This is a genomic window from Gemmatimonadaceae bacterium, assembly GCA_035533015.1.
Lineage (GTDB): Bacteria > Gemmatimonadota > Gemmatimonadetes > Gemmatimonadales > Gemmatimonadaceae > JAGWRI01.
Genome location: DATLUQ010000056.1, coordinates 1 through 18948 on the forward strand (window position 1 = coordinate 1; position 18948 = coordinate 18948).

The window sequence follows — 18948 nt, forward strand, 5'->3', positions numbered from 1 at the left end:
ATGTGCGAGCGGCTGGGGGTGCTGGCGGCGTACCAGGCGCTGGACGACGCGGCGCGCCGTCGCACGTCGCCGTCGCGGTTGCTGCAACTGTTCCTGCTGTACCGCCACGGCGTGGCCACGCTGCACCGCGAGTCGTTCGGCACGCGCGGCGCCGAGGGCGAGCATTACCTGCGGCTGTCGATCGCGACGTCGCTGGAGAAGCTGCAGGAGGGCGTGGCCCGCATGGCGGCCGCGGGCGAGGATCGCGAGGGGTTCGCGCGCTTCATGACCGAACCCGAGGCGCAGCGGTGAACCGGGTGTTCGTCACGCGCCGCATTCCGCATGCCGGCCTCGATCTGCTCACCAGGGCCGGCGCGCAGGTGCGCATCGGCCAGCGCGACGAGGAGGCGGCGGTGCCGCAGCCCGTGCTCGAGGACGGCGTGCGCTGGTGCGACGTGTTGCTGTCGCTGCTCACCGAGCGGGTGGACCGCCCGCTGCTGGAGTTGAATCCCACACTGCGCGGCGTGGCGAACTACGCGGTGGGATTCAACAACATCGACGTGCCGGCGGCCACCGCGCTGGGCATTCCCGTGAGCAACACACCGGGCGTGCTCACCGACAGCACTGCCGACCTCACGTGGGCGCTCATCCTGGCGGTGGCGCGGCGCATTCCCGAAGCGCACGCATACATGACGGCCGGGCGGTACAGGCTCTGGGGGCCCAATCTGCTGCTCGGCGCCGACGTGAGCCCGGGCGGCAGCGGGCGCCGCAAGGTGCTCGGCGTGATCGGCTTCGGGCGCATCGGCCGCGCCGTGACCCGGCGCGCGGCGGGGTTCGACATGGACGTGCTCGCGTACGATCCCGACGCGCGCGCGCAGATCGACGCCGACCCGCTGGCGCGGTGGGCCGACCTGGACGAACTGCTGCGCCAGAGCGATTTCGTCACGCTGCACCCGCTGCTCACGCCCGACACGCGCCACCTGATCGACGAGCGCGCGCTCAGGCTGATGAAGCGGAGCGCGTACCTGATCAACGTGTCGCGCGGGCCCGTGGTTGACGAGCAGGCGCTGGTGCATGCGCTGCGCGGCGGGAAGATCGCCGGCGCGGCGCTGGACGTGTTCGAGCACGAGCCGGCGATGGCGCCCGGCCTGGCCGAGTGCGAGCACGTGGTGCTGGTGCCGCACATCGCGTCGGCCACCGTCGACACGCGCGACCGCATGGCGACGATGGCCGCCGAGAACGCGCTGGCGCACCTGAGATGTGAACGGGCGCCGAATGTGGTAGATCCAGACGTCTATGCCGGCGCGCCCTATCGCGAGCGGGCGGCCACCGGCCGGCGCTGAGCCGGCGGCGAATCACACTTCCGTGCCAACCTGACGAGGAACCGATGCGCTTCCCTGCCCTCCATGCCGCCACGATCACCGCCGCGCTCGCGCTCAGCGGCGCCGCGCTCCGCGCGCAGGCGGCGGCGCCGCCGGCCGCTGCCGCGCCCTTCGACGTGGTGGAGGCGAGCGTTGCCGACGTGGAAGCGGCCCTCCACAGCGGCGCCGTCACCTGCCATGTCCTGGTGCAGGACTACCTGGACCGCATCGACGCCTACGACAAGAACGGACCGGCGATCAACGCGATCATCATCGTCAATCCCGACGCGCTCGCCGTGGCCGACAGCCTGGATGGCGTGGCCAGGCGCGGCGGCAAGACCGGGCCGCTGCATTGCATCCCGGTGATCGTGAAGGACAACTACCAGACCAAGGGCCTGCAGACCACGGGCGGCTCGCTGGCGTTCAAGGGGTTCAAGCCCGATCGGGACGCGTTCGTGGTGGCGCGGCTGCGGGCCGCCGGCGCGATCGTGCTCGCCAAGTCGAACATGGCGGAACTGGCGTTCAGTCCGTACGAGACCGTGAGTTCCATCCTGCCCGGCTATACGCACAACCCGTACGAGTTGGACCGCGTCACGGCGGGTTCGAGCGGGGGCACGGCGGCGGCGGTGGCGGCCAGCTTCGGCGACGTGGGGCTGGGCACCGACACCGGAAATTCCATTCGTGGACCGTCGTCGCATCAGGCGTTGGTGGGGATCCGGCCGACGATGGGGCTCACCAGCCGTGCCGGCGTGGTGCCGCTGTTCCTGGGCGCCGACGTCACGGGGCCGATGGCGCGCACCGTGGCCGACGCGGTGGCGGTGTTGCAGGTGATCGCCGGCCCCGACCCCGAAGATCCGGTCACGCTCGCCAGCCGCGGGCACGTGAGCGCCGACTACGCATCGGCGCTGGTACGCGACGGGCTGCGCGGCGCGCGCATCGGCGTGCTCCACCAGGCGTACGATACGCCGACCATGGATCCCGAGATCAGGACGCTGTTCCAGACCGCGCTGGACGACATGCGCCGCCAGGGGGCGACGATCATCGATCCGGTGGCGGTGCCCGGCCTGGACGAGATCCGCCGGCTGCAGAAGGGTGGGTGCAACACGTTCAAGCGCGACTTCAACGCCTATCTGGCCACGCTGGGCCCCGCCGCGCCCGTGAAGAGCCTGGCCGAGTTGATCCGGTCGCGGAAGTACCACCCATCCATCGAGGTGCGCCTCAAGGACGCCGAAGCGGTGGAGGACACGTCGAGCCGCACCGAGGGGTGCACGAGCGGCGAGGCGATGCGCGCCGCCCTGCGCACCGCGGTCACGCAACTCATGGACTCGATGCACCTGGACGCGATGGTGTACCCCACGTGGAGCAATCCGCCGCGGCTGATCGGCGATCTCAACACGCCGGCGGGCGACAACAACCAGTTCTTCTCGCCCTACACGGGATTCCCGGCCATCACCGTGCCGATGGGGTTCACGCACGGCGGCGTGCTGCCGGACGGCGTGCAGTTCTTTGGCCGGGCATGGGACGAGCGGACGCTGATCAGGCTCGCGTATTCGTACGAGCAGGCCACTCGGCATCGGCGGCCGCCGGTGACTACGCCACCGCTGGTGGCGGTAGGACGGTAGGACGGTAGGGGGGAAGGACGGGGACCGCGTTCGACGTTTGCCGTCCTACCCCCCTACGCCCCTACCATCCTACCGTTCAATGGGCGCTCTCACGGCGTTCCCCCACTCCGTCCAGCTGCCGTCGTAGTTCCGCACCTTCTCGTAGCCCAACAGGTACGTGAGCACGAACCACGTGTGCGAACTCCGTTCGCCGATGCGGCAGTAGGCGATCACGTCGTCCGTTGGCGTGAGCCCCTGCTCGCGCTCGTAGATGGCGCGCAACTCGTCGGCGGTCTTGAACGTCCCGTCGGGATTGGCGGCCCGGGCCCACGGCACGCTCCGCGCGCCCGGAATGTGGCCGCCCCGGAGCGCCCCCTCCTGCGGGTAGTCGGCCATGTGCAGCTTCTTGCCGGTGTATTCGTCCGGCGACCGCACGTCCACGAGCGGCGCGTGCGCGGCGAGATGGCGCTTCACGTCGTCGATGAACGCGCGGATGCGCGCGTCACTGCGCTGCGGCGCGCGGTACTGCGTGGCCGGATACCGCGGCACCGTGGTCTCGACCGGGCGCTCCTCCTGCTCCCACTTGATGCGGCCGCCGTCGAGGATGCGCGCGTTGGCGAATCCGAACAGCTGGAACACCCAGAGCGCGTAGCAGGCCCACCAGTTGTTCTTGTCGCCGTAGAACACGACCGGGGTGGACTCGTCGATCCCCAACCGGCGCACCAACGCCTGGAAGTGCCCGGCGTCGATGTAGTCGCGCACCACGGGATCGTTGAGATCGAGGTGCCAGTCCACCTTCTGCGCGCCGGGAATGTGGCCGCTGTCGTAGAGCAGCACGTCCTCGTCGCTCTCGATGACGCGAAGCGTGGGATCGCCGAGGTGCTCGGCCAGCCAGGCGGTGCTGACCAGCGCCTCGGGGTGGACGTACCCCTTGGCGAGGACGGATGGATCGGTGGGCGTCGTGCGCATGCGGCCACTCCCGTGACGAAAGAAAGACTACTGCACGGAGCCGCCGACGGCGCGAAAAGTTCCGGGCCGCGCAACGCCCCGGCCCGCCCACCTCACCGGTCGCTCTCGCCCTTCCAGTCGCCGGTGAGATCGATGGACCAGCTGCCGGTGCGGCGATCCTCCGGCAGCGCGGCGCGGTACATGATCACCTTGGCCCGTTCGATGGTGATCAGCCCGCCGCCGATCATCCCGTCCAGCTCGGGAAGGATCGCTTCGATCTTCTCCGGCGTGTCGATGCACTCGACCACGATCGGCAGGTCGCTGGACAACTCGAGAAACCGGTCGGTGTGCAGGTGCGAACTGGCGCCGAATCCCATGATCCCGCGGAACACCGTGCAGCCGGCATAGTGGCGTTTGCGCAGCAATTCCACGATCTGCTGGTACAGCGGCTTGCCCTCGAACTTGTCGCTCTCGCCGATGTGGATGCGCATGAGAACGCGCTCGCCCTTGAACCCGTGGGTGATGCTCCCGTGTTCCTGGTTCATCGTCAGGCCCCCCGCTGCAGGTGGATGGCGCCGCGCGCCGCCGCGAATCCCGCGAACATCGCGACCAGCGACACGCCGACGCTCAACAGCACGTACACCCCGGCTCGATTGTACTCGCCGTCGCGCAGCAGCGCGAACGTCTCGTAGCTGAACGTGGAGAACGTCGTGTACCCGCCGCACACGCCCGACGTGAGCAGCAATCCGACCTGCGGATTCACGGCCGCCGTCTCGGCCAGATACGCCACGAGGAAGCCGAGGAGGAGGGACCCGGAGACGTTGATGAGCAGCGTCGCCACGGGAAACCCCGGGCCGGCGCGGCCCTGCACGTACACCGTGGCCAGATAACGCATGGCCCCGCCGGCCGCGGCCCCCACGGCCACGTAGGCCACGTTCACGAGCAGTCTCATGGTGTGTTCGGCGCGGACGGGCCGGCCGCCTCCCAGGTGGCGAGTCGCGAGATGGCGCGGAATCGTTCGATGAGATCGTCGAGCACGGGGTCGAGCTGCTCACGCACCGACGCATCCACGGTGCCGTAGCCGCGCAATCCGCGCGCCCGGCTGTCCTCCAGCCGGATCGTGGCCGACGTGACCATGGCCCGGATGCTCCGCGCGCGCGACATCTGGCGGGGCGCCGTGCCGAGGAGCGTGCTCAGGTGGAGAATGCGCGCCCGGAGATCCTCGACCAGCGGATGGACCTCGGCGGAGAATCGGCCCGGGAGGTCTTCCGCGTAGCGCGTGAGCGGACCCCACGCCTCGCGGTCGGATGCGGAGAGCTGCTCGATGCGCGCCAGCGCTTCGTCCAGGCTCACGAGGAGCACACTGAAATGACGGCGCTGGTTCTCGTTGAGGACCGGTTGCGGATCTGGCATGGACATTAGTATGGCTCCTGCGCGATGCGTTGCGTAGGAGCCATCAGCCGAATGCCGCCCGGCGGTTGCGGGTGAGCTCCATCACCCCTAGCCTACTGCACAGGAACGCTAGCCGCGACCGCGCGGCCGGGCAAGGTCGAAGGTGGAGAGGTCAGGATGCTACGCACGAGACATGTCGCCGTGACCATGGCGACGCTGATGGGCGCCGCGGCGTGTTCGCCGGGCAGTACCGGCAACGCCATCACGCCGCCAAAGTCCGGAGTGACGGCGGTGATCGTGGCGCCGGGTCAACTGAACGTGATCTCCGATGCGCCCGTGCAATTCACCGCGATGGTGATCGGTACCGGCAACGTGAGCCAGGCCGTGCGCTGGAGCGTGCAGCCGCCCAATGCCGCCACGGTGACCGCCGACGGACTCGTGACGGTCTGCTTTCCCGCCAGCAAGTTCACCGTCGTCGCCACCAGCCTCCAGGACACCACCGTCTCGGGATTGGCGTCGGTGCTCGCGGTTTCCACGCTGCCCGGAATCAGCATCGCATCCATCACGCGCAGCGGCACCACCACGCCGGCGACCACCGACTCGATCGCCGGCTCGGTGGACATCGGCGCCACGTTCAACGCCAGCGGCTTCGCGTGCCACGCGCCCACCGAGGCCGACCTCATCGTCACCCGCGCCGCGGGCGACACGGTGGTGGCCCGCCAGACGTTCGGCGCGGGCGTCGCCGGCCCGCAGCAGGTGCTGCTCACGTTCCGCTCCGCGGACAGCACCGCCGGCCATCCGGCGTTCCCCAACGGACCGTATCAGATGCACGTGGGCCTGCTACTCACCGGGCTCGCCACGCCGGTGCCGTCGTCCACGTTCAATATCACGGTCCGCAATCCCTGACGGGCCGCCCCCGCCCCCATATGCCCACACATCCGCGCGGCACGCTGCTCGTCGTGGACGACGAGCCGAAGATCCGCGCCGCCGTGTGCGACGCGGTGAGCGGCGACGTCGATCGATGCCTCGAGGCCGCCACCGGGCGCGACGCCCTCTCGGCCACCGAGCGCGAGCAACCCGACGTCATCGTGCTCGACCTCGGCCTTCCCGACCTCGAGGGCGTCGAGGTCTGCCGGCGCATCCGCGCGCACTCGCACGCCCCGATCGTCGTGCTCTCGGCGCGCCACTCCGAGGACGAGAAGGCGCGCCTGCTCGACTGCGGCGCCGACGATTACATCACCAAGCCGTTCGGCACCGTGGAATTCCGCGCGCGCATCCGCACCCAACTGCGCCGCGCCCGGCTCGCGGCGCCGCCGCGCGGGCCCCTGGCCATCGGACCGTTCACGATCGACGTCGAACGGCGGAGCGCCCTGCGCGACGGCCAGAGCGTGCACCTCACCCCCACCGAGTGGGAGCTGCTGCACGCCCTCGTCTCCAACGCCGGCCGCACGATGACGCACCGGCAACTCTTCCATACCGTGTGGGGCTCGTCATCCGGCGACGCGCAGCAGTACCTGCGCGTGTACATGGCCCACCTGCGGCGCAAACTCGAGCTCGACCCCTACACGCCGCGCCATTTCGTCACCGAGCCGGGTGTGGGTTACCGGTTCGAGACCGAGCCCACCGATGTCCGCTGACGCCGGCCGGCAGATATCGCCGGTCGCCCGCTGGGCATGGCCGGCATCGTTCGCCGCCCTGGCGATCGCCGCCTTCGGCCTGTTCGTGGTCCGCGCCGAGCTCGACAAGGCGCACGTGGCGCTCACCTTCCTGCTCATCGTGCTCGGCGGCAGCGCCGCCGGCGGCCGCGCCCTCGGCATCACGCTCTCCGCCGTGGCGTTCCTGATCTTCGATTTCGTCTTTCTCCCGCCGTACTACACGCTCCAGATCCGCGATCCGCTCGACTGGCTGGTGCTCGTCGCGTTCCTCGTCACCGGCATCGTGGCCGCGCAACTCCTGGCCCGCGCCGAGGAGCGCGCCGACACGGCGTATCAACGCGCCGTCGAGGTGGAGCGCCTGGCGGTCCTCGGCGCCGAGGCCCTCAACGTGGGGCGCGCCGAGGAAGCCCTCACCGCCGTCGTGCGCGTGATCCAGTCCACGCTCGGCGTGCGCTGCTGTGAGATCTTCATCGAGCGCGGCGCAGGCCCGGCGTACGCGCGCGTGGCCAGCGCCGGCACCTGCGAGGACGCCGCCGCGCTGAGCTCGGCCAGTCTGGCGGCGTGGGTGGCGCAGGCCGGCTCGCCGGCGGCCGAGCGCGCCGACCGCACGGCGCAGGTGGCGCCCACCCCGGGTGAGTCGCTGGGGCGCATCGAGTCGTGGGGACACCCGGCGGGTTGGAGCGCCGAAGGCGACGTCCGTGCGCTGCTCGTGCCCTTGCGCGTGCGCGCCCGCACGGTGGGCGTGCTCCGCATCTCGCACGGCGGCGCGATCACGCTCGATCCGGCGCAGCGACAGTTTCTCGATGCGCTGGCGTACTACGCCGCGCTCGGCGTGGAGCGCGTGCGGCTGGGCGCCGAAGCCGAACGCGCCGAGGCGCTGCGCCAAGCGGACCGGCTCAAGGACGCGCTCATCGCCGCCGTGTCGCACGATCTGCGCACGCCGCTGACCACGATCAAGGCGCTGGCCCACGGGCTCGCGGCGCGCGGCGAACAGGATGCGGCATCCATCGAGGACGAGGCCGACCGGTTGAATCGCATGGTGGCCGACCTGCTCGACCTGTCGCGCCTGAACGCGGGCGTGCTCCCGATGCGGCTCGAGCTGAACATGGCGGACGAGCTGGTGGCCGCGGCCATGCAGAGCGTGCGCGGACTGCGCGACGGCCGCGAGATCCGCATCGAGCCCAGCGGCGGCTCGATGCTCGCCGGCACCTGCGACCTGGTGCAGTCGGTACGCGTGCTCGTGAACCTGCTCGAGAACGCGCTCAAGTACTCGCCGGCCCATTCGCCCGTGGAGCTTGGCGTGGAGCGGCGCGGCGACCGGCTGGCGTTCACCGTGTCCGACCGTGGACCGGGCATTCCCGACGCGGAGCGGGAGCGTGTGTTCACGCCCTTCTACCGCCCCCCCAACACCGCGCCCGACGTGGGCGGCGCCGGCCTCGGGCTGGCGATCGCGCGGCGCATCGCCGAGGCCCAGGGCGGTCACGTGCGGTGGGAGCCCCGCCCCGGCGGCGGCAGCGCGTTCGTCTTCGACATCCCCGCCGCCGACCTGCCGGCGCTCGATCGGCCCGCGTAGCGCCGGCCGTCCATCCGGGGTCGCGACGATCGACGCGAATCAGGGATTCCCGTACCTCCGACCGGCCGCCGCGCTGACACCACCACCCGCGCCAATCGCGGTTCCTTTCCGTTAACGCGGTTTTCACGCCGGCGCGACTAGCGTTCCCCCGCGTGACACAGCGGACCGCGCAGGGGAACGCGATCCGGCGACGACGCGGTGAAGGCCGCTGCTCGTCGAACACCTCCCGGCGCGGCACTCGCGCAAGGTTCGAGCGATGTACGACGTCATCTACGTGGGCGGGGCGATCGGCTTCTTCGCCGTCATGCTCGTCTACGTTCGCCTCTGTCAGGCGCTCGCGCACCGGCCAGAGAACGGAGATCGCCCCACATGACCAGCGACAACGTGGTCGGCGCGATCGTCGCCGGCCTGCTCCTCATCTACCTGCTCTACACGCTGTTGCGGCCGGAGAAGTTCTGACATGACAGCCAACGGCTGGCTTCAGATCGCGTTCTACGCGGCGGCGCTGCTGCTGGTCACCAAGCCGGTCGGGATCTATCTGGTCAAGGTCTACGACGGCTCGCTGCACTGGCTCGCCCCCGTGGAGCGCCTGCTCTATCGGCTGAGCGGCGTGGATCCCGACGAGGACCAGCATTGGACGCGCTACGCCGCCTCGATGCTGATCTTCAGTCTGGCGACGCTGCTGCTCACGTACGTCGTGCTGCGCGTCCAGCAGTGGCTCCCGCTCAATCCGGCGCACCTGCCCAACGTGGTGGCCCGCCAGGCGTTCGAGACCGCGGCCTCGTTCACGACCAACACCAACTGGCAGTCGTACAGCGGCGAGACGACGATGTCGTACTTCTCGCAGATGACCCAGCTCGCGTTCCACAACTTCGCGTCGGCGGCTGTGGGCGTGGCGCTGGCCATCGCCTTCACGCGAGGCATCGCGCGCCACAGTGCCGGCAAGCTCGGCAACTTCTGGACCGATCTGGTGCGCGGCACGCTGTACGTGTTCCTGCCCGCGTCGTTGGTGTTCGCGCTGCTCCTCGTGCAGCAGGGCGCGATCCAGAACTTCGCGCATTACGTCACGGTCACCACCGTCGAGGGCGCCAGGCAGGTGCTGGCGATGGGGCCGGTGGCCAGCCAGGAAGCCATCAAGCAGATCGGCACGAACGGCGGCGGATTCTTCAACGCCAACTCGGCGCATCCGTTCGAGAATCCCACGCCGTGGACCAACTTCTGGCAGATGTTCACGATCTTCCTCGTGCCGGCCGGGCTCACCTACGCCTTCGGCCGCATGGTGAAGAACCAGAAGCACGGGTGGGCGCTCTGGGCCGCGATGTTCGTGCTGTTCATGGCCGGGACGACCACCGCGTACTGGGCGGAAGCGCGCGGGAACCCCATCCACCGCCAACTCGGCGTGAACACGGCGGCGACCGCTGGCAACCCCGGCGGCAACATGGAGGGCAAGGAGGTCCGATTCGGCATCGCGAATTCGGCGCTGTTCGCGACCATCACCACCGACGCCTCGTGCGGCGCGGTGAATGCGATGCACGACTCGTTCACGCCGCTCGGCGGATTGGTCCCGTTGGTCAACATGCAGCTCGGCGAGGTGGTGTTCGGCGGCGTCGGCGCCGGCCTGTACGGCATGCTGGTGATGGTCGTGCTGACGGTGTTCATCGCCGGCCTCATGGTGGGGCGCACCCCGGAGTACCTGGGCAAGAAGATCCAGGCGCGGGAAGTCCAGATGGCGATGCTCTACGCGCTGGTGTTCGCCGCCGCGATCCTCGTGAATACCGCCGTCGCCGTCTCGCTGAAGGCGGGGCTGGCCGGGCTCAACAACGCCGGCCCGCACGGGCTGTCGGAGATCCTGTACGCCTATTCGTCCACGGCCGCCAACAACGGCAGCGCGTTCGCCGGCCTCTCCGGCGGCAGCTACTTCTACAACACGACGCTCGGGCTCAACACGCTCGTCGGCCGGTTCGCGATGATCGTGCCGATGCTCGCCCTGGCCGGTTTCCTGTCCGAGAAGAAGGCGGCGGCGGAATCGACGGCGTCTTTTCCGGTCACGACTCCCCTGTTCGTCATCCTCCTCATCGGCGTCATCGTGATCGTCGGTGCCCTCACGTTCTTTCCCGCGCTCTCGCTCGGCCCGATCGTCGAGCATTTCCTGATGCAGGCGGGGAGGCTCTTCTAACATGGCCGTCGCCGCCCGTCCGCTGTTCGATCCCGCGATCGTCCGTCGCGCCATTCGCGATGCGTTCGCCAAGCTCGCCCCGCGCGACATCGTCCGCAATCCGGTGATGTTCGTCGTGTTCGTGGGCAGCATCCTCACCACCCTCGTCCTGGCGCGCGACATCGTGCAGGGGCTGCCCGGGGTCGGATTCACGCTCCAGATCGCCGTCTGGCTCTGGTTCACCGTGCTGTTCGCCAACTTCGCCGAAGCGATGGCGCAGGGCCGTGGCAAGGCCCAGGCCGATTCGCTGCGCTCGGCGCGCACGCAGACCATAGCCAAGAAGCTGGACGATCCGACCAACAAGATCGCCGTCCTGGCCACGCCCGCCTCGCAGCTCCGCGTGGGCGACTTCGTGATCTGCACCCCGGGCGACGTGATCCCGGGCGACGGCGAGGTCGTCGAGGGCGTCGCCTCGGTGGACGAATCGGCCATCACCGGCGAGTCGGCCCCCGTGATCCGCGAGTCCGGCGGCGACCGGTCCGCGGTCACCGGCGGCACGCGGGTGCTGTCCGATTATCTCATCATCCGGATCACGGCCGGCCAGGGGGAGACGTTCCTCGACCGCATGATCGCGCTCGTCGAAGGCGCGATGCGCCAGAAGACGCCCAACGAGATCGCACTCACGATCCTGCTCTCGGGGCTCACGATCGTCTTCCTGCTCGCCGTGGCGACGCTCGCCCCATTCGCGGCGTATAACGGCACCATGGTGTCCATGCCGGTCCTGATCTCGCTGCTCGTCTGCCTCATTCCCACGACGATCGGCGGCCTGCTCTCGGCGACCGGCATCGCGGGGATGGACCGGCTCATCCAGCAGAACGTGATCGCGATGAGCGGGCGCTCAGTCGAGGCGGCGGGCGACGTCAACACGCTGCTGCTCGACAAGACGGGCACGATCACCCTCGGCAACCGGCAGGCGGTGGAGTTCATTCCCGTGCCCGGCGTGAGCGTGGAGCGGCTGGCCGACCGGGCGCAGCTCGCTTCCCTGCCCGACGAGACCCCCGAAGGCCGCAGCATCGTCGTGCTGGCCAAGGAGAAGTTCGGCATCCGCGGCCGCACGCTGGCCGAGGGACGCCGGGTGGTCGTGGCGCCCGCCGACGCCTCGGGCGCCGCGCAGGAGGCCGAGTTCGTCCCCTTCTCGGCCACCACGCGGATGAGCGGCGTGAACATGGGGGCGCTGCACCTGCGCAAGGGCGCGGGCGACGCCGTGGCCAAGTGGGTGCAGGAGAACCGGGGCACGGTGCCCCCCGATCTCCAGCCGATGGTCGAGCGCATCGCGCGCGAGGGCGGCACGCCGCTCGTCGTCGCCGAGCGGGAGAACGGCAGCGCGCACGTGCTCGGCGTGATCTATCTCAAGGACGTCGTGAAGGGCGGCATTCGCGAGCGGTTCGCCCGCCTCCGGGCGATGGGCATCCGCACCGTGATGATCACGGGCGACAATCCGCTCACCGCGGCCGCCATCGCGCAGGAAGCGGGCGTGGACGACTTCCTCGCCCAGGCCACCCCCGAAGACAAGATGGCGCTGATCAAGCGCGAGCAGTCGGGCGGGCGGCTCGTCGCCATGACGGGCGACGGCACGAACGACGCGCCCGCGCTGGCCCAGGCCGACGTCGGCGTCGCCATGAACTCGGGCACGCAGGCCGCGAAGGAAGCCGGCAACATGATCGATCTCGACTCCAATCCGACCAAGCTCATCGAGGTCGTGGAGATCGGGAAGCAACTCCTCATGACGCGAGGCTCCCTCACCACCTTCTCCATCGCCAACGACGTGGCCAAGTACTTCGCCATCATCCCGGCGATGTTCGTGGCCACGTACCCGCAGCTCCAGGCGCTCAACGTCATGCGCCTGCATTCGCCCGCGTCGGCGATCCTGGCCAGCGTGATCTTCAACGCGTTGATCATCATCGCGCTGATTCCGCTGGCCCTGCGCGGCGTGCGCTACCGCCCCGCGCCGGCGTCGGCGATCCTGCGCCGGAACCTGTGGATCTACGGCGTGGGCGGCCTCATCGTGCCGTTCATCGGCATCAAGGCCATCGATATGCTCCTCGTCCTCTTCCGGCTGGTGTAACGTGCTCCGTAACCAACTCCGCCCCGCGATCGTGATCACGCTCGCGCTCTGTGTGATCACCGGCATCATCTACCCGGGCGCCGTCACCGCCGTGGCCCAGTTGTTGTTCCCGCGACAGGCCAACGGCTCGCTGATCCGCGGCGCCGACGGCGCCCCGATCGGGAGCGCGCTCATCGGCCAGCAGTTCGCGCGCCCCGAGTACTTCCATCCGCGCCCGTCGGCCGCCGGCGCGGGCTACGACGACACGCTGTCGGCCGGGAGCAACCTCGGCCCCACGAGCGCAAAGCTGGATTCGCTCGTCGCGGCGCGCGTGGACACCGTCGTCGCGCAGGACGGCGGCGTGAAGGGAAAGATCCCGTCCGACATGGTCACGGCGTCGGGCTCGGGCCTGGACCCAGACATCTCGCCCGCCGACGCGTTCCTGCAGGTGGAGCGCGTGGCGCGGGCCCGGCACGCCGACAGCGCCGCGGTACGGGCGCTCGTCGACCGCCACGTGCAGGGCCGCCAGTTCGGCCTGTTCGGCGAGCCGCGCGTCCACGTGCTGGAACTCAACCTCGACCTGGATCGATCGTTCCCGCTGCATGCCGCGGCGTCGCACGATCGATGAATCACTATGAAACGACTGCTGACCATCGTCTTCCTGGCCCTCGCCGTACGCGCGCAGGGCCAGACCGCCACTGACACGACCCACGCGGGACCTGCCGCGGCCGCGACGCGGCCCGCTCTCTTTGGCGGATTCACGTTCAGCGGATACGCCGAGGCATCCTATCAGTATTCCACGCACCCCGCGGGCACGACGATCGCGGGCCACCTCTACGACCGGTTCCAGAACCAGTTCTCGCTCGACGCACTCGATCTCGTGGCCGATCGCCCGTACGACGCTCGCACGTGGAGCGCCGGCGTACACGCCGAGGTCCTGCTCGGGCAGAATGCCGCGGTCGTGCAGTCCCGCGGACTGGCGCTCGGGCCGCAGGGTGACCTCACCCAGCTCTACGTTTCCCTCAACGTGCCGACGCCGAATGGGAACGGGCTCCAGTTCCAGTTCGGCAAGTTCGCCACGTTGCTGGGACTCGAGGTGATCGAGGACGTGGCGAATCCCGCCTGGTCCGGCGGCAACCAGTTCATCTTCCTCGAGGACTTCACGTCCACTGGGGCGCAGATTTCCTACCGGTTCGGGCCGCACGCCGACGCGCAGCTCCGCGTCACCAACGGCTGGGACGCCGTCGAGGCGCGGAACTCGGGTAAGACCGTGCTCGGCCGTCTTGGCCTCTATCCCGATTCGACTTCTTCCGTATCGGTGTTCGGCTACTCGGGCGCCGAGGAGTTGGACAATGCGTCGGCGCTCCGATCGGGCTCCGAGATCCTGCTCTGGAAGAAGTTCGCACCGAGCTGGAACGCATGGCTGCAGGCCGACTATGGCCGCGAAATGGCCAACGCGGCCCTGGCCGACTCGACCCGTGACGCGCAGTGGTGGGCATTCGGCGCATGGCTCGCCCACGACTTCTCGTCCACCGTCGGGCTGGCCGCGCGCGGCGATTACACGGCCGACGCCAACGGCGCCCGCACCAGCGGGTCGCTGGGCTTCCCGGCCAACACCGGCCAACGCCTGTATTCGGCGACGCTCACCCTCAACCTGCGTGCCTGGCCCGGAACGCTGGTGCGCCCCGAGGTCCGATGGGATGGATCCACGATCGCCGCGTTCGGCGGCCATCGATCCCAACTCACGGCCGGGCTCGGCGTGGCGTACCTTTTCTGAATGGGCGCATCCTTGCCGGGTGACGATCCGAAGCTGACGCCGTCGTCCGATTTCCTCACCCTCGTTCGCCAGCGCGAACGCGGCAAGCTCAAGCTGTATATCGGGTCGGCCGCCGGCGTGGGCAAGACGTACCGGATGCTCGCCGAGGCCCACCAGCTACGGGCACGCGATGTGGACGTGGTGATCGGATTCATAGAGACGCACGGCCGCGAGGAGACGGCGGCGCAGGTCGGCGATCTCGAGGTGATCCCGCGGCGCCGCATCGAATACCGCCACGTCTGGCTCGAAGAGATGGACGGCGACGCCATCGTCACGCGCAATCCGGAAGTGGCGATCGTCGACGAGCTGGCGCACACCAACGTGCCAGGGTCGCCGCGAGCCAAGCGCTGGGAAGACGTCATCTGGCTGCTCGACAACGGCATCAGCGTCATCTCGGCCGTGAATGTGCAGCACCTCGAATCGCTCAACGACATCGTCGCCGAGACGCTGGGCGTGATCGTGCGCGAGACGCTCCCCGACTGGGTGCTCGGGCTGGCTGATCAGGTGGTGAATCTCGACATCTCGGCGGAGGATCTTCGCCAGCGGCTCATCGAGGGAAAGATCTACGCCCGCGAGAAGGTCCCGGCCGCGCTCGCCAATTTCTTCACGCCGGAGAACCTGAGCACGCTCCGCGAACTGGCGCTGCGCGAAGTCGCCAGTTCCGTGGACCGGTCCCGCGAGGAGACCGCACGACGCGAGCGGGGTGCGGCCGGCGCCAAGCGCACCGTGGACCGCCTGCTCGTCGCGATGTCCAGCAACCCGCCCTACACCGCCGCTCTCCTCCGCCGCGCCAGCCGCATCGCCGGTCGCCTCAACACGGATTGGTATTGCGTATACGTCCAGACACCTGAGGAGAGCGCCGATCGCATCGATGCCACCATCCAGCGCAAACTGGTGGAGAACATCCAACTCGCGCAAACCATGGGTGCCGAGATCGTGCAACTGCGCGGGGCCGACGTCGCCGCCACCCTCCTGGAGTTTGCCCGCGCCCGCGGCGTCACGCTCATTCTCACCGGCCAGAGCCGCCGATCTCGCTGGCAGCACTTCGTGCGGAAATCGGTGGTCGACCGGCTGATCTCGAACGCCCTTGGCATCGATGTCCTGGTCGTCTCGTTCACCGGCCCGGAGTCGGGATCGTGACCACGCTCCCCTACCTCGTCGTCGTCGTGGCTGCCGGGATGGGCACACTCGCGTGGCTGTTCGCCTGGCGAGCCCAAGGGCGCGCCGAGGCCCGGGTGGATGAGTTGCGCAACGCAATGTCGGCCAGCGAGGCCCGCGGCGCCGAACGCGAACGGAAGGTCGCAGACGAGACCCGCGAGACCGAAGCCGCCATCACGGTGGCCGTGGAGCGCGGGATCCACGACCTCGACGAGGTGCGCCTACCCCTCCACATTCTGCTCGAGAATCCGTTCGGCGAACTCAACGACAATCAGATCGAACTCATCGGGGCGGCCCGTGATGCTGCCGAGGCCGCCGCGGCTCGGCTCCGCCGGGCCCGCGACCTCATCACCCTCCGCCCCGAGCAGTTGCGCCGTGAACCCGTACGCCCCGGTGATATCGTGGCGTCGCTCGTTGCCTCGCTGCAATCCCGCGGCGCCGCCCGCGGCGTACGGGTCACGGCGGACCTTGCGGCCCCGCTGCCCGCCCTCCGTGGCGACCGTATCCGCCTGCAGGAAGCCCTCTCCGTTCTCGGCGCCGCCTGTCTCGCCGCGACGCCCGATCAGAAATCGCTGACCATCACCGCCGGCACCGACGATGTCGACCTCGTCGTCGCGTTCGACGGAGGCCCGATCGACCTCGGCGAGATCGACACCACGTGGGCGGCGCGCGTCGTGTCCGCGCACGGCGGCTCGCTGCGCGCGGCCGCCTCCCACGTCGAGATCCGCCTGCCGCGCTGAGCGCGCCGCGCCGTCACCGCAGCACGAGCGAGTCGACCTGGGCATAGGTGATCACCTGCGCCCACCCCTGCACTTCGCCCGCTTTCCGGAAGGTCACGGTCACCGCCGTCGAATCGCCCGGCGCGACCTTGGAGCCGAGGCCAAACACCATGATGTGCAACCCGCCGGGGACGAACTTCACCGTGTCGTGCGCCGGCACGGCCAGCGTCGGTTCCGGTGCCATGTGCTCCATGCCGTCGCCCATCGCCATCGTCCGGTGCATCTGCGCGCTGTCGGCGTCGATCACCCGCACGGCGGTCGCCGTGTCGGCGTGCGACGTGGGGTTGGTGATCCAGAGATAGAGCACGGCAGGCGAGCCGGGCGCCGGCGACACCAGGTACGCCCGCGTCCAGGCCACGGGGCCGGTCTCGTCCACCGACACCACGCGGCACCCGGCCGCCGCGGTCAGCATCCCGGCCGCGGCAATCCACCCGATGATTAGTTTGTTAGTATACATCGCGCAGGAGCCGCGGCAGATCGTGGACGTAGTCCGCAATCGGCATGCCCGGAAGATAGATCACATGGGCGCTGTCGTCGGGCGTGAAAGCGAACACCTGCGCCGAGTGGCTCACCCCATATCCGCCGCCCGGTAGGTCCTCGCGCTGGGCGGGTGGAATCCCGAACGCCCGCTCCATCGCCGCCAGCTGGTCGTCGGTGCCCCGCAATCCGATGAACGCGGGGTTGAACGAATCGAGCCACTCCCGGAGCTGCGGCAACGAGTCGCGCTCCGGGTCGGTGGTCACGAACACCACCATCACGCGGCTGCGTTCGTCCGCCGACAGCTGCTTGAGCGCCCCCGCGATGTTCGCCATGTGCACGGGGCACACGTCGGGACAGTGCGTGTAGCCAAAGGTCACCAGCGTCACCTTGCCCTTGGTCGCGCGGCCGAAATCGAACGGCTCGCCGGCCGTACTGGTCATCGTCACGTTCGGCCGCGGCACCGGCGGGTCGACCAGCGCCCCCCGCACCAAGGGCTCGCCCTGCATCCGGGCGACCGTGTCGCGCGCGCGGTCGCACCCCGCCGCGGCGATGGCAATGAGCGCTGCGGCGAACGCCCCCCGGCGCATGTGGTTCATGGAATCCCCCGTTCAGAACGCATGCCGCACCTGGACGAACAACGAACGCGGCTGGCCGGGCGACACGAGCCCTCCCGCCACCAGTTCAGGATACACACGGTCGAGCACGTTGCGTACCCCCACGTACACCCGCGACCCGGCCACGGTGGTCGAGACGTCGGCGTGCATGAGACCGTAGGCGCCGAGCACCACGCCCGGCTCGTCGAACGGCGAGTACGGGCCCACCCAGTTGCCACTCAGCCGCAGGATCCACGGCGCACCCTTCGGCGTGTATTGGACCGCCCCCGACCCGACGTACTTGGCGGTGTTGTACACCCGCATTCCGTCCACGGTCTCGAGGCTGCCTGTCTGTTCCGACTCGATCGTCAGGTGCGTGTACCGCGCGTCGTTGAACGTCCAGTCGCCGGTCACCCGCAGCGTCCGCACCACCGGCAGGACCCACTGGAGTTCCAACCCCTTCCGCACGCTCGATCCGCCGTTGCTGGCGGCCCCGCTGAGCGGGTTGATCGTCTGCTCGTTGCTCACATTCATGCGGAATAGCGTCGCCGACGCGAACACCTCCTGCCGATCGAATCTCAGCCCGCCCTCGTAGTCCCATTCCGTGATCACGGCCAGCGTGGGGTCGAACAGCACACCGTCGGTCGACCGGAATCCCCGCGATACGTTCACGTAGGCCGATAGGGGATCGGTGAATCGGTACGTGGCCCCGACTTTGGGGGAGGCGACGCCGGTATGCCCGCGGAATTCTCCGAACAGGTCCTGAATGGACTTGGTGTCGAGCAGGTCGACACGGCCGCCAATGTCGAGCCGCAGCCGGTCAGTGACGTCGGTGTACGACTGCAGGAAGAGCGCGCCCGACGTCTGCACGCCGGTCGCCAGTGCGTTCACGGAATCCCGCGCTCGGTCGGTGGTGAAGTAGTTCTCATAGCGGGCATGGTCCCACCGCCCCTCGGTTCCGATGGTCAACTCGCCGTGCGGCAGCTCAAACGTGAGGGCGCTCGTGAGCCCGGTGCCGTACCGATGATCCTCCTCCTCCGTCTGGCTGCCGCTCCCTTCGAACTGCCCCCCCGCAGGCGCGATGGTGAGGAAGTTCTGCCACCGCCCCTGCGTGGCATACACGGTCGTCCGCCAGAACGTCGACCCGCTGATCCACCGCAGACTCGCCCGCTCCTGCGCGTGGCGCTTGAACCCGCCATCGGAGGGGTTGGATACGATGCCGTACTGATGCCGCGTGAAGGCATCGCTGCTCAGGAAGCCGGGCGCGTTCCAGTCGGTTCCGTAGAGTTCCGTCCCCACATCGAGCGAAAAGCCGTGCGAGAGCTGATGCACCACGCGGGCGTGCCCCTGCGCC

20 protein-coding genes and 1 riboswitch are annotated in these 18948 nt (G+C 69.3%); of the genes, 13 read left to right on the forward strand and 7 right to left on the reverse strand.

All coding sequences use genetic code 11. The annotated features are described in order from the left end of the window. From VNF92_11955 to VNF92_11965, 3 genes are all read left to right on the forward strand, one after another. The coding region (locus VNF92_11955) for a hypothetical protein (protein ID HVA58592.1) at window positions 1-291 on the forward strand (291 nt) is incomplete at its 5' end. Then, on the forward strand, window positions 288-1322 hold the full coding sequence (locus tag VNF92_11960) for a D-glycerate dehydrogenase (protein HVA58593.1): 1035 nt from the start codon (window positions 288-290) through the stop codon (window positions 1320-1322). The genes VNF92_11955 and VNF92_11960, both read left to right, overlap by 4 nt. Before the next feature lie 44 nt (window positions 1323-1366). After that, window positions 1367-2962, forward strand: coding sequence for an amidase family protein (locus VNF92_11965; GenBank protein ID HVA58594.1), 1596 nt, complete (start codon window positions 1367-1369; stop codon window positions 2960-2962). 69 nt (window positions 2963-3031) lie between these two features. On the opposite strand, the gene VNF92_11970 is transcribed toward VNF92_11965, so the two are convergent. From VNF92_11970 to VNF92_11985, 4 genes are all read right to left on the reverse strand, one after another. Next, on the reverse strand, window positions 3032-3910 hold the full coding sequence (locus VNF92_11970; protein HVA58595.1) for a sulfurtransferase: 879 nt from the start codon (window positions 3908-3910) through the stop codon (window positions 3032-3034). 92 nt (window positions 3911-4002) lie between these two features. Further along, the gene (locus VNF92_11975; protein ID HVA58596.1) at window positions 4003-4434 is read right to left on the reverse strand and encodes a DUF190 domain-containing protein; all 432 of its coding nucleotides are present in this window, start codon (window positions 4432-4434) and stop codon (window positions 4003-4005) included. A 2-nt stretch (window positions 4435-4436) separates the two neighbouring features. Next, complete coding sequence (crcB, locus tag VNF92_11980) at window positions 4437-4841, reverse strand: fluoride efflux transporter CrcB (protein HVA58597.1); 405 nt, start codon at window positions 4839-4841, stop codon at window positions 4437-4439. Further along, window positions 4838-5308, reverse strand: coding sequence for a hypothetical protein (locus tag VNF92_11985; GenBank protein HVA58598.1), 471 nt, complete (start codon window positions 5306-5308; stop codon window positions 4838-4840). Before VNF92_11985 ends, crcB begins: the two co-directional genes overlap by 4 nt. Window positions 5309-5329: 21 nt before the next feature. After that, a riboswitch (Fluoride riboswitch) is annotated at window positions 5330-5397 on the reverse strand. 61 nt (window positions 5398-5458) lie between these two features. On the opposite strand from VNF92_11985, the gene VNF92_11990 reads away from it, so the two are divergent. The 10 genes from VNF92_11990 (at window position 5459) to VNF92_12035 (ending at window position 16482) form a co-directional block, all read left to right on the forward strand. Further along, window positions 5459-6187 (forward strand): Ig-like domain-containing protein, encoded by a 729-nt coding sequence (locus VNF92_11990; protein HVA58599.1) that lies wholly within the window; start codon window positions 5459-5461, stop codon window positions 6185-6187. A 20-nt stretch (window positions 6188-6207) separates the two neighbouring features. After that, complete coding sequence (locus VNF92_11995) at window positions 6208-6918, forward strand: response regulator transcription factor (protein ID HVA58600.1); 711 nt, start codon at window positions 6208-6210, stop codon at window positions 6916-6918. After that, a complete protein-coding gene (locus VNF92_12000; GenBank protein HVA58601.1) occupies window positions 6908-8509 on the forward strand; it encodes an ATP-binding protein in 1602 nt (533 codons plus the stop codon). Before VNF92_11995 ends, VNF92_12000 begins: the two co-directional genes overlap by 11 nt. Before the next feature lie 369 nt (window positions 8510-8878). Further along, window positions 8879-8968 (forward strand): K(+)-transporting ATPase subunit F, encoded by a 90-nt coding sequence (kdpF, locus tag VNF92_12005; protein ID HVA58602.1) that lies wholly within the window; start codon window positions 8879-8881, stop codon window positions 8966-8968. A gap of 1 nt (window position 8969) precedes the next feature. Further along, window positions 8970-10685, forward strand: a complete 1716-nt coding sequence (gene kdpA, locus VNF92_12010; protein ID HVA58603.1) for a potassium-transporting ATPase subunit KdpA — start codon at window positions 8970-8972, stop codon at window positions 10683-10685. A gap of 1 nt (window position 10686) precedes the next feature. Continuing rightward, window positions 10687-12789 carry a potassium-transporting ATPase subunit KdpB gene (kdpB, locus tag VNF92_12015; protein HVA58604.1) on the forward strand — a complete coding sequence of 701 codons (2103 nt, stop codon included), beginning with the start codon at window positions 10687-10689 and terminating at the stop codon, window positions 12787-12789. Between the two features lies 1 nt (window position 12790). Beyond that, window positions 12791-13396, forward strand: a complete 606-nt coding sequence (kdpC, locus tag VNF92_12020; protein ID HVA58605.1) for a potassium-transporting ATPase subunit KdpC — start codon at window positions 12791-12793, stop codon at window positions 13394-13396. Between the two features lie 6 nt (window positions 13397-13402). Beyond that, window positions 13403-14545, forward strand: a complete 1143-nt coding sequence (locus tag VNF92_12025; GenBank protein ID HVA58606.1) for an outer membrane beta-barrel protein — start codon at window positions 13403-13405, stop codon at window positions 14543-14545. Next, complete coding sequence (locus VNF92_12030; GenBank protein ID HVA58607.1) at window positions 14546-15724, forward strand: universal stress protein; 1179 nt, start codon at window positions 14546-14548, stop codon at window positions 15722-15724. Further along, entirely contained in the window at window positions 15721-16482 is a 762-nt protein-coding gene (locus VNF92_12035) for a hypothetical protein (GenBank protein ID HVA58608.1), read from the forward strand. Before VNF92_12030 ends, VNF92_12035 begins: the two co-directional genes overlap by 4 nt. A gap of 13 nt (window positions 16483-16495) precedes the next feature. Here VNF92_12035 and VNF92_12040 read toward each other — a convergent pair whose 3' ends face one another. The 3 genes from VNF92_12040 to VNF92_12050 form a co-directional block, all read right to left on the reverse strand. Next, window positions 16496-16978 carry a copper chaperone PCu(A)C gene (locus tag VNF92_12040; GenBank protein ID HVA58609.1) on the reverse strand — a complete coding sequence of 161 codons (483 nt, stop codon included), beginning with the start codon at window positions 16976-16978 and terminating at the stop codon, window positions 16496-16498. Continuing rightward, a complete protein-coding gene (locus tag VNF92_12045) occupies window positions 16968-17597 on the reverse strand; it encodes an SCO family protein (GenBank protein ID HVA58610.1) in 630 nt (209 codons plus the stop codon). Before VNF92_12045 ends, VNF92_12040 begins: the two co-directional genes overlap by 11 nt. A gap of 12 nt (window positions 17598-17609) precedes the next feature. Then, window positions 17610-18948 (reverse strand): TonB-dependent receptor (locus VNF92_12050; protein HVA58611.1); only part of this gene is annotated, 1339 nt, incomplete at its 5' end.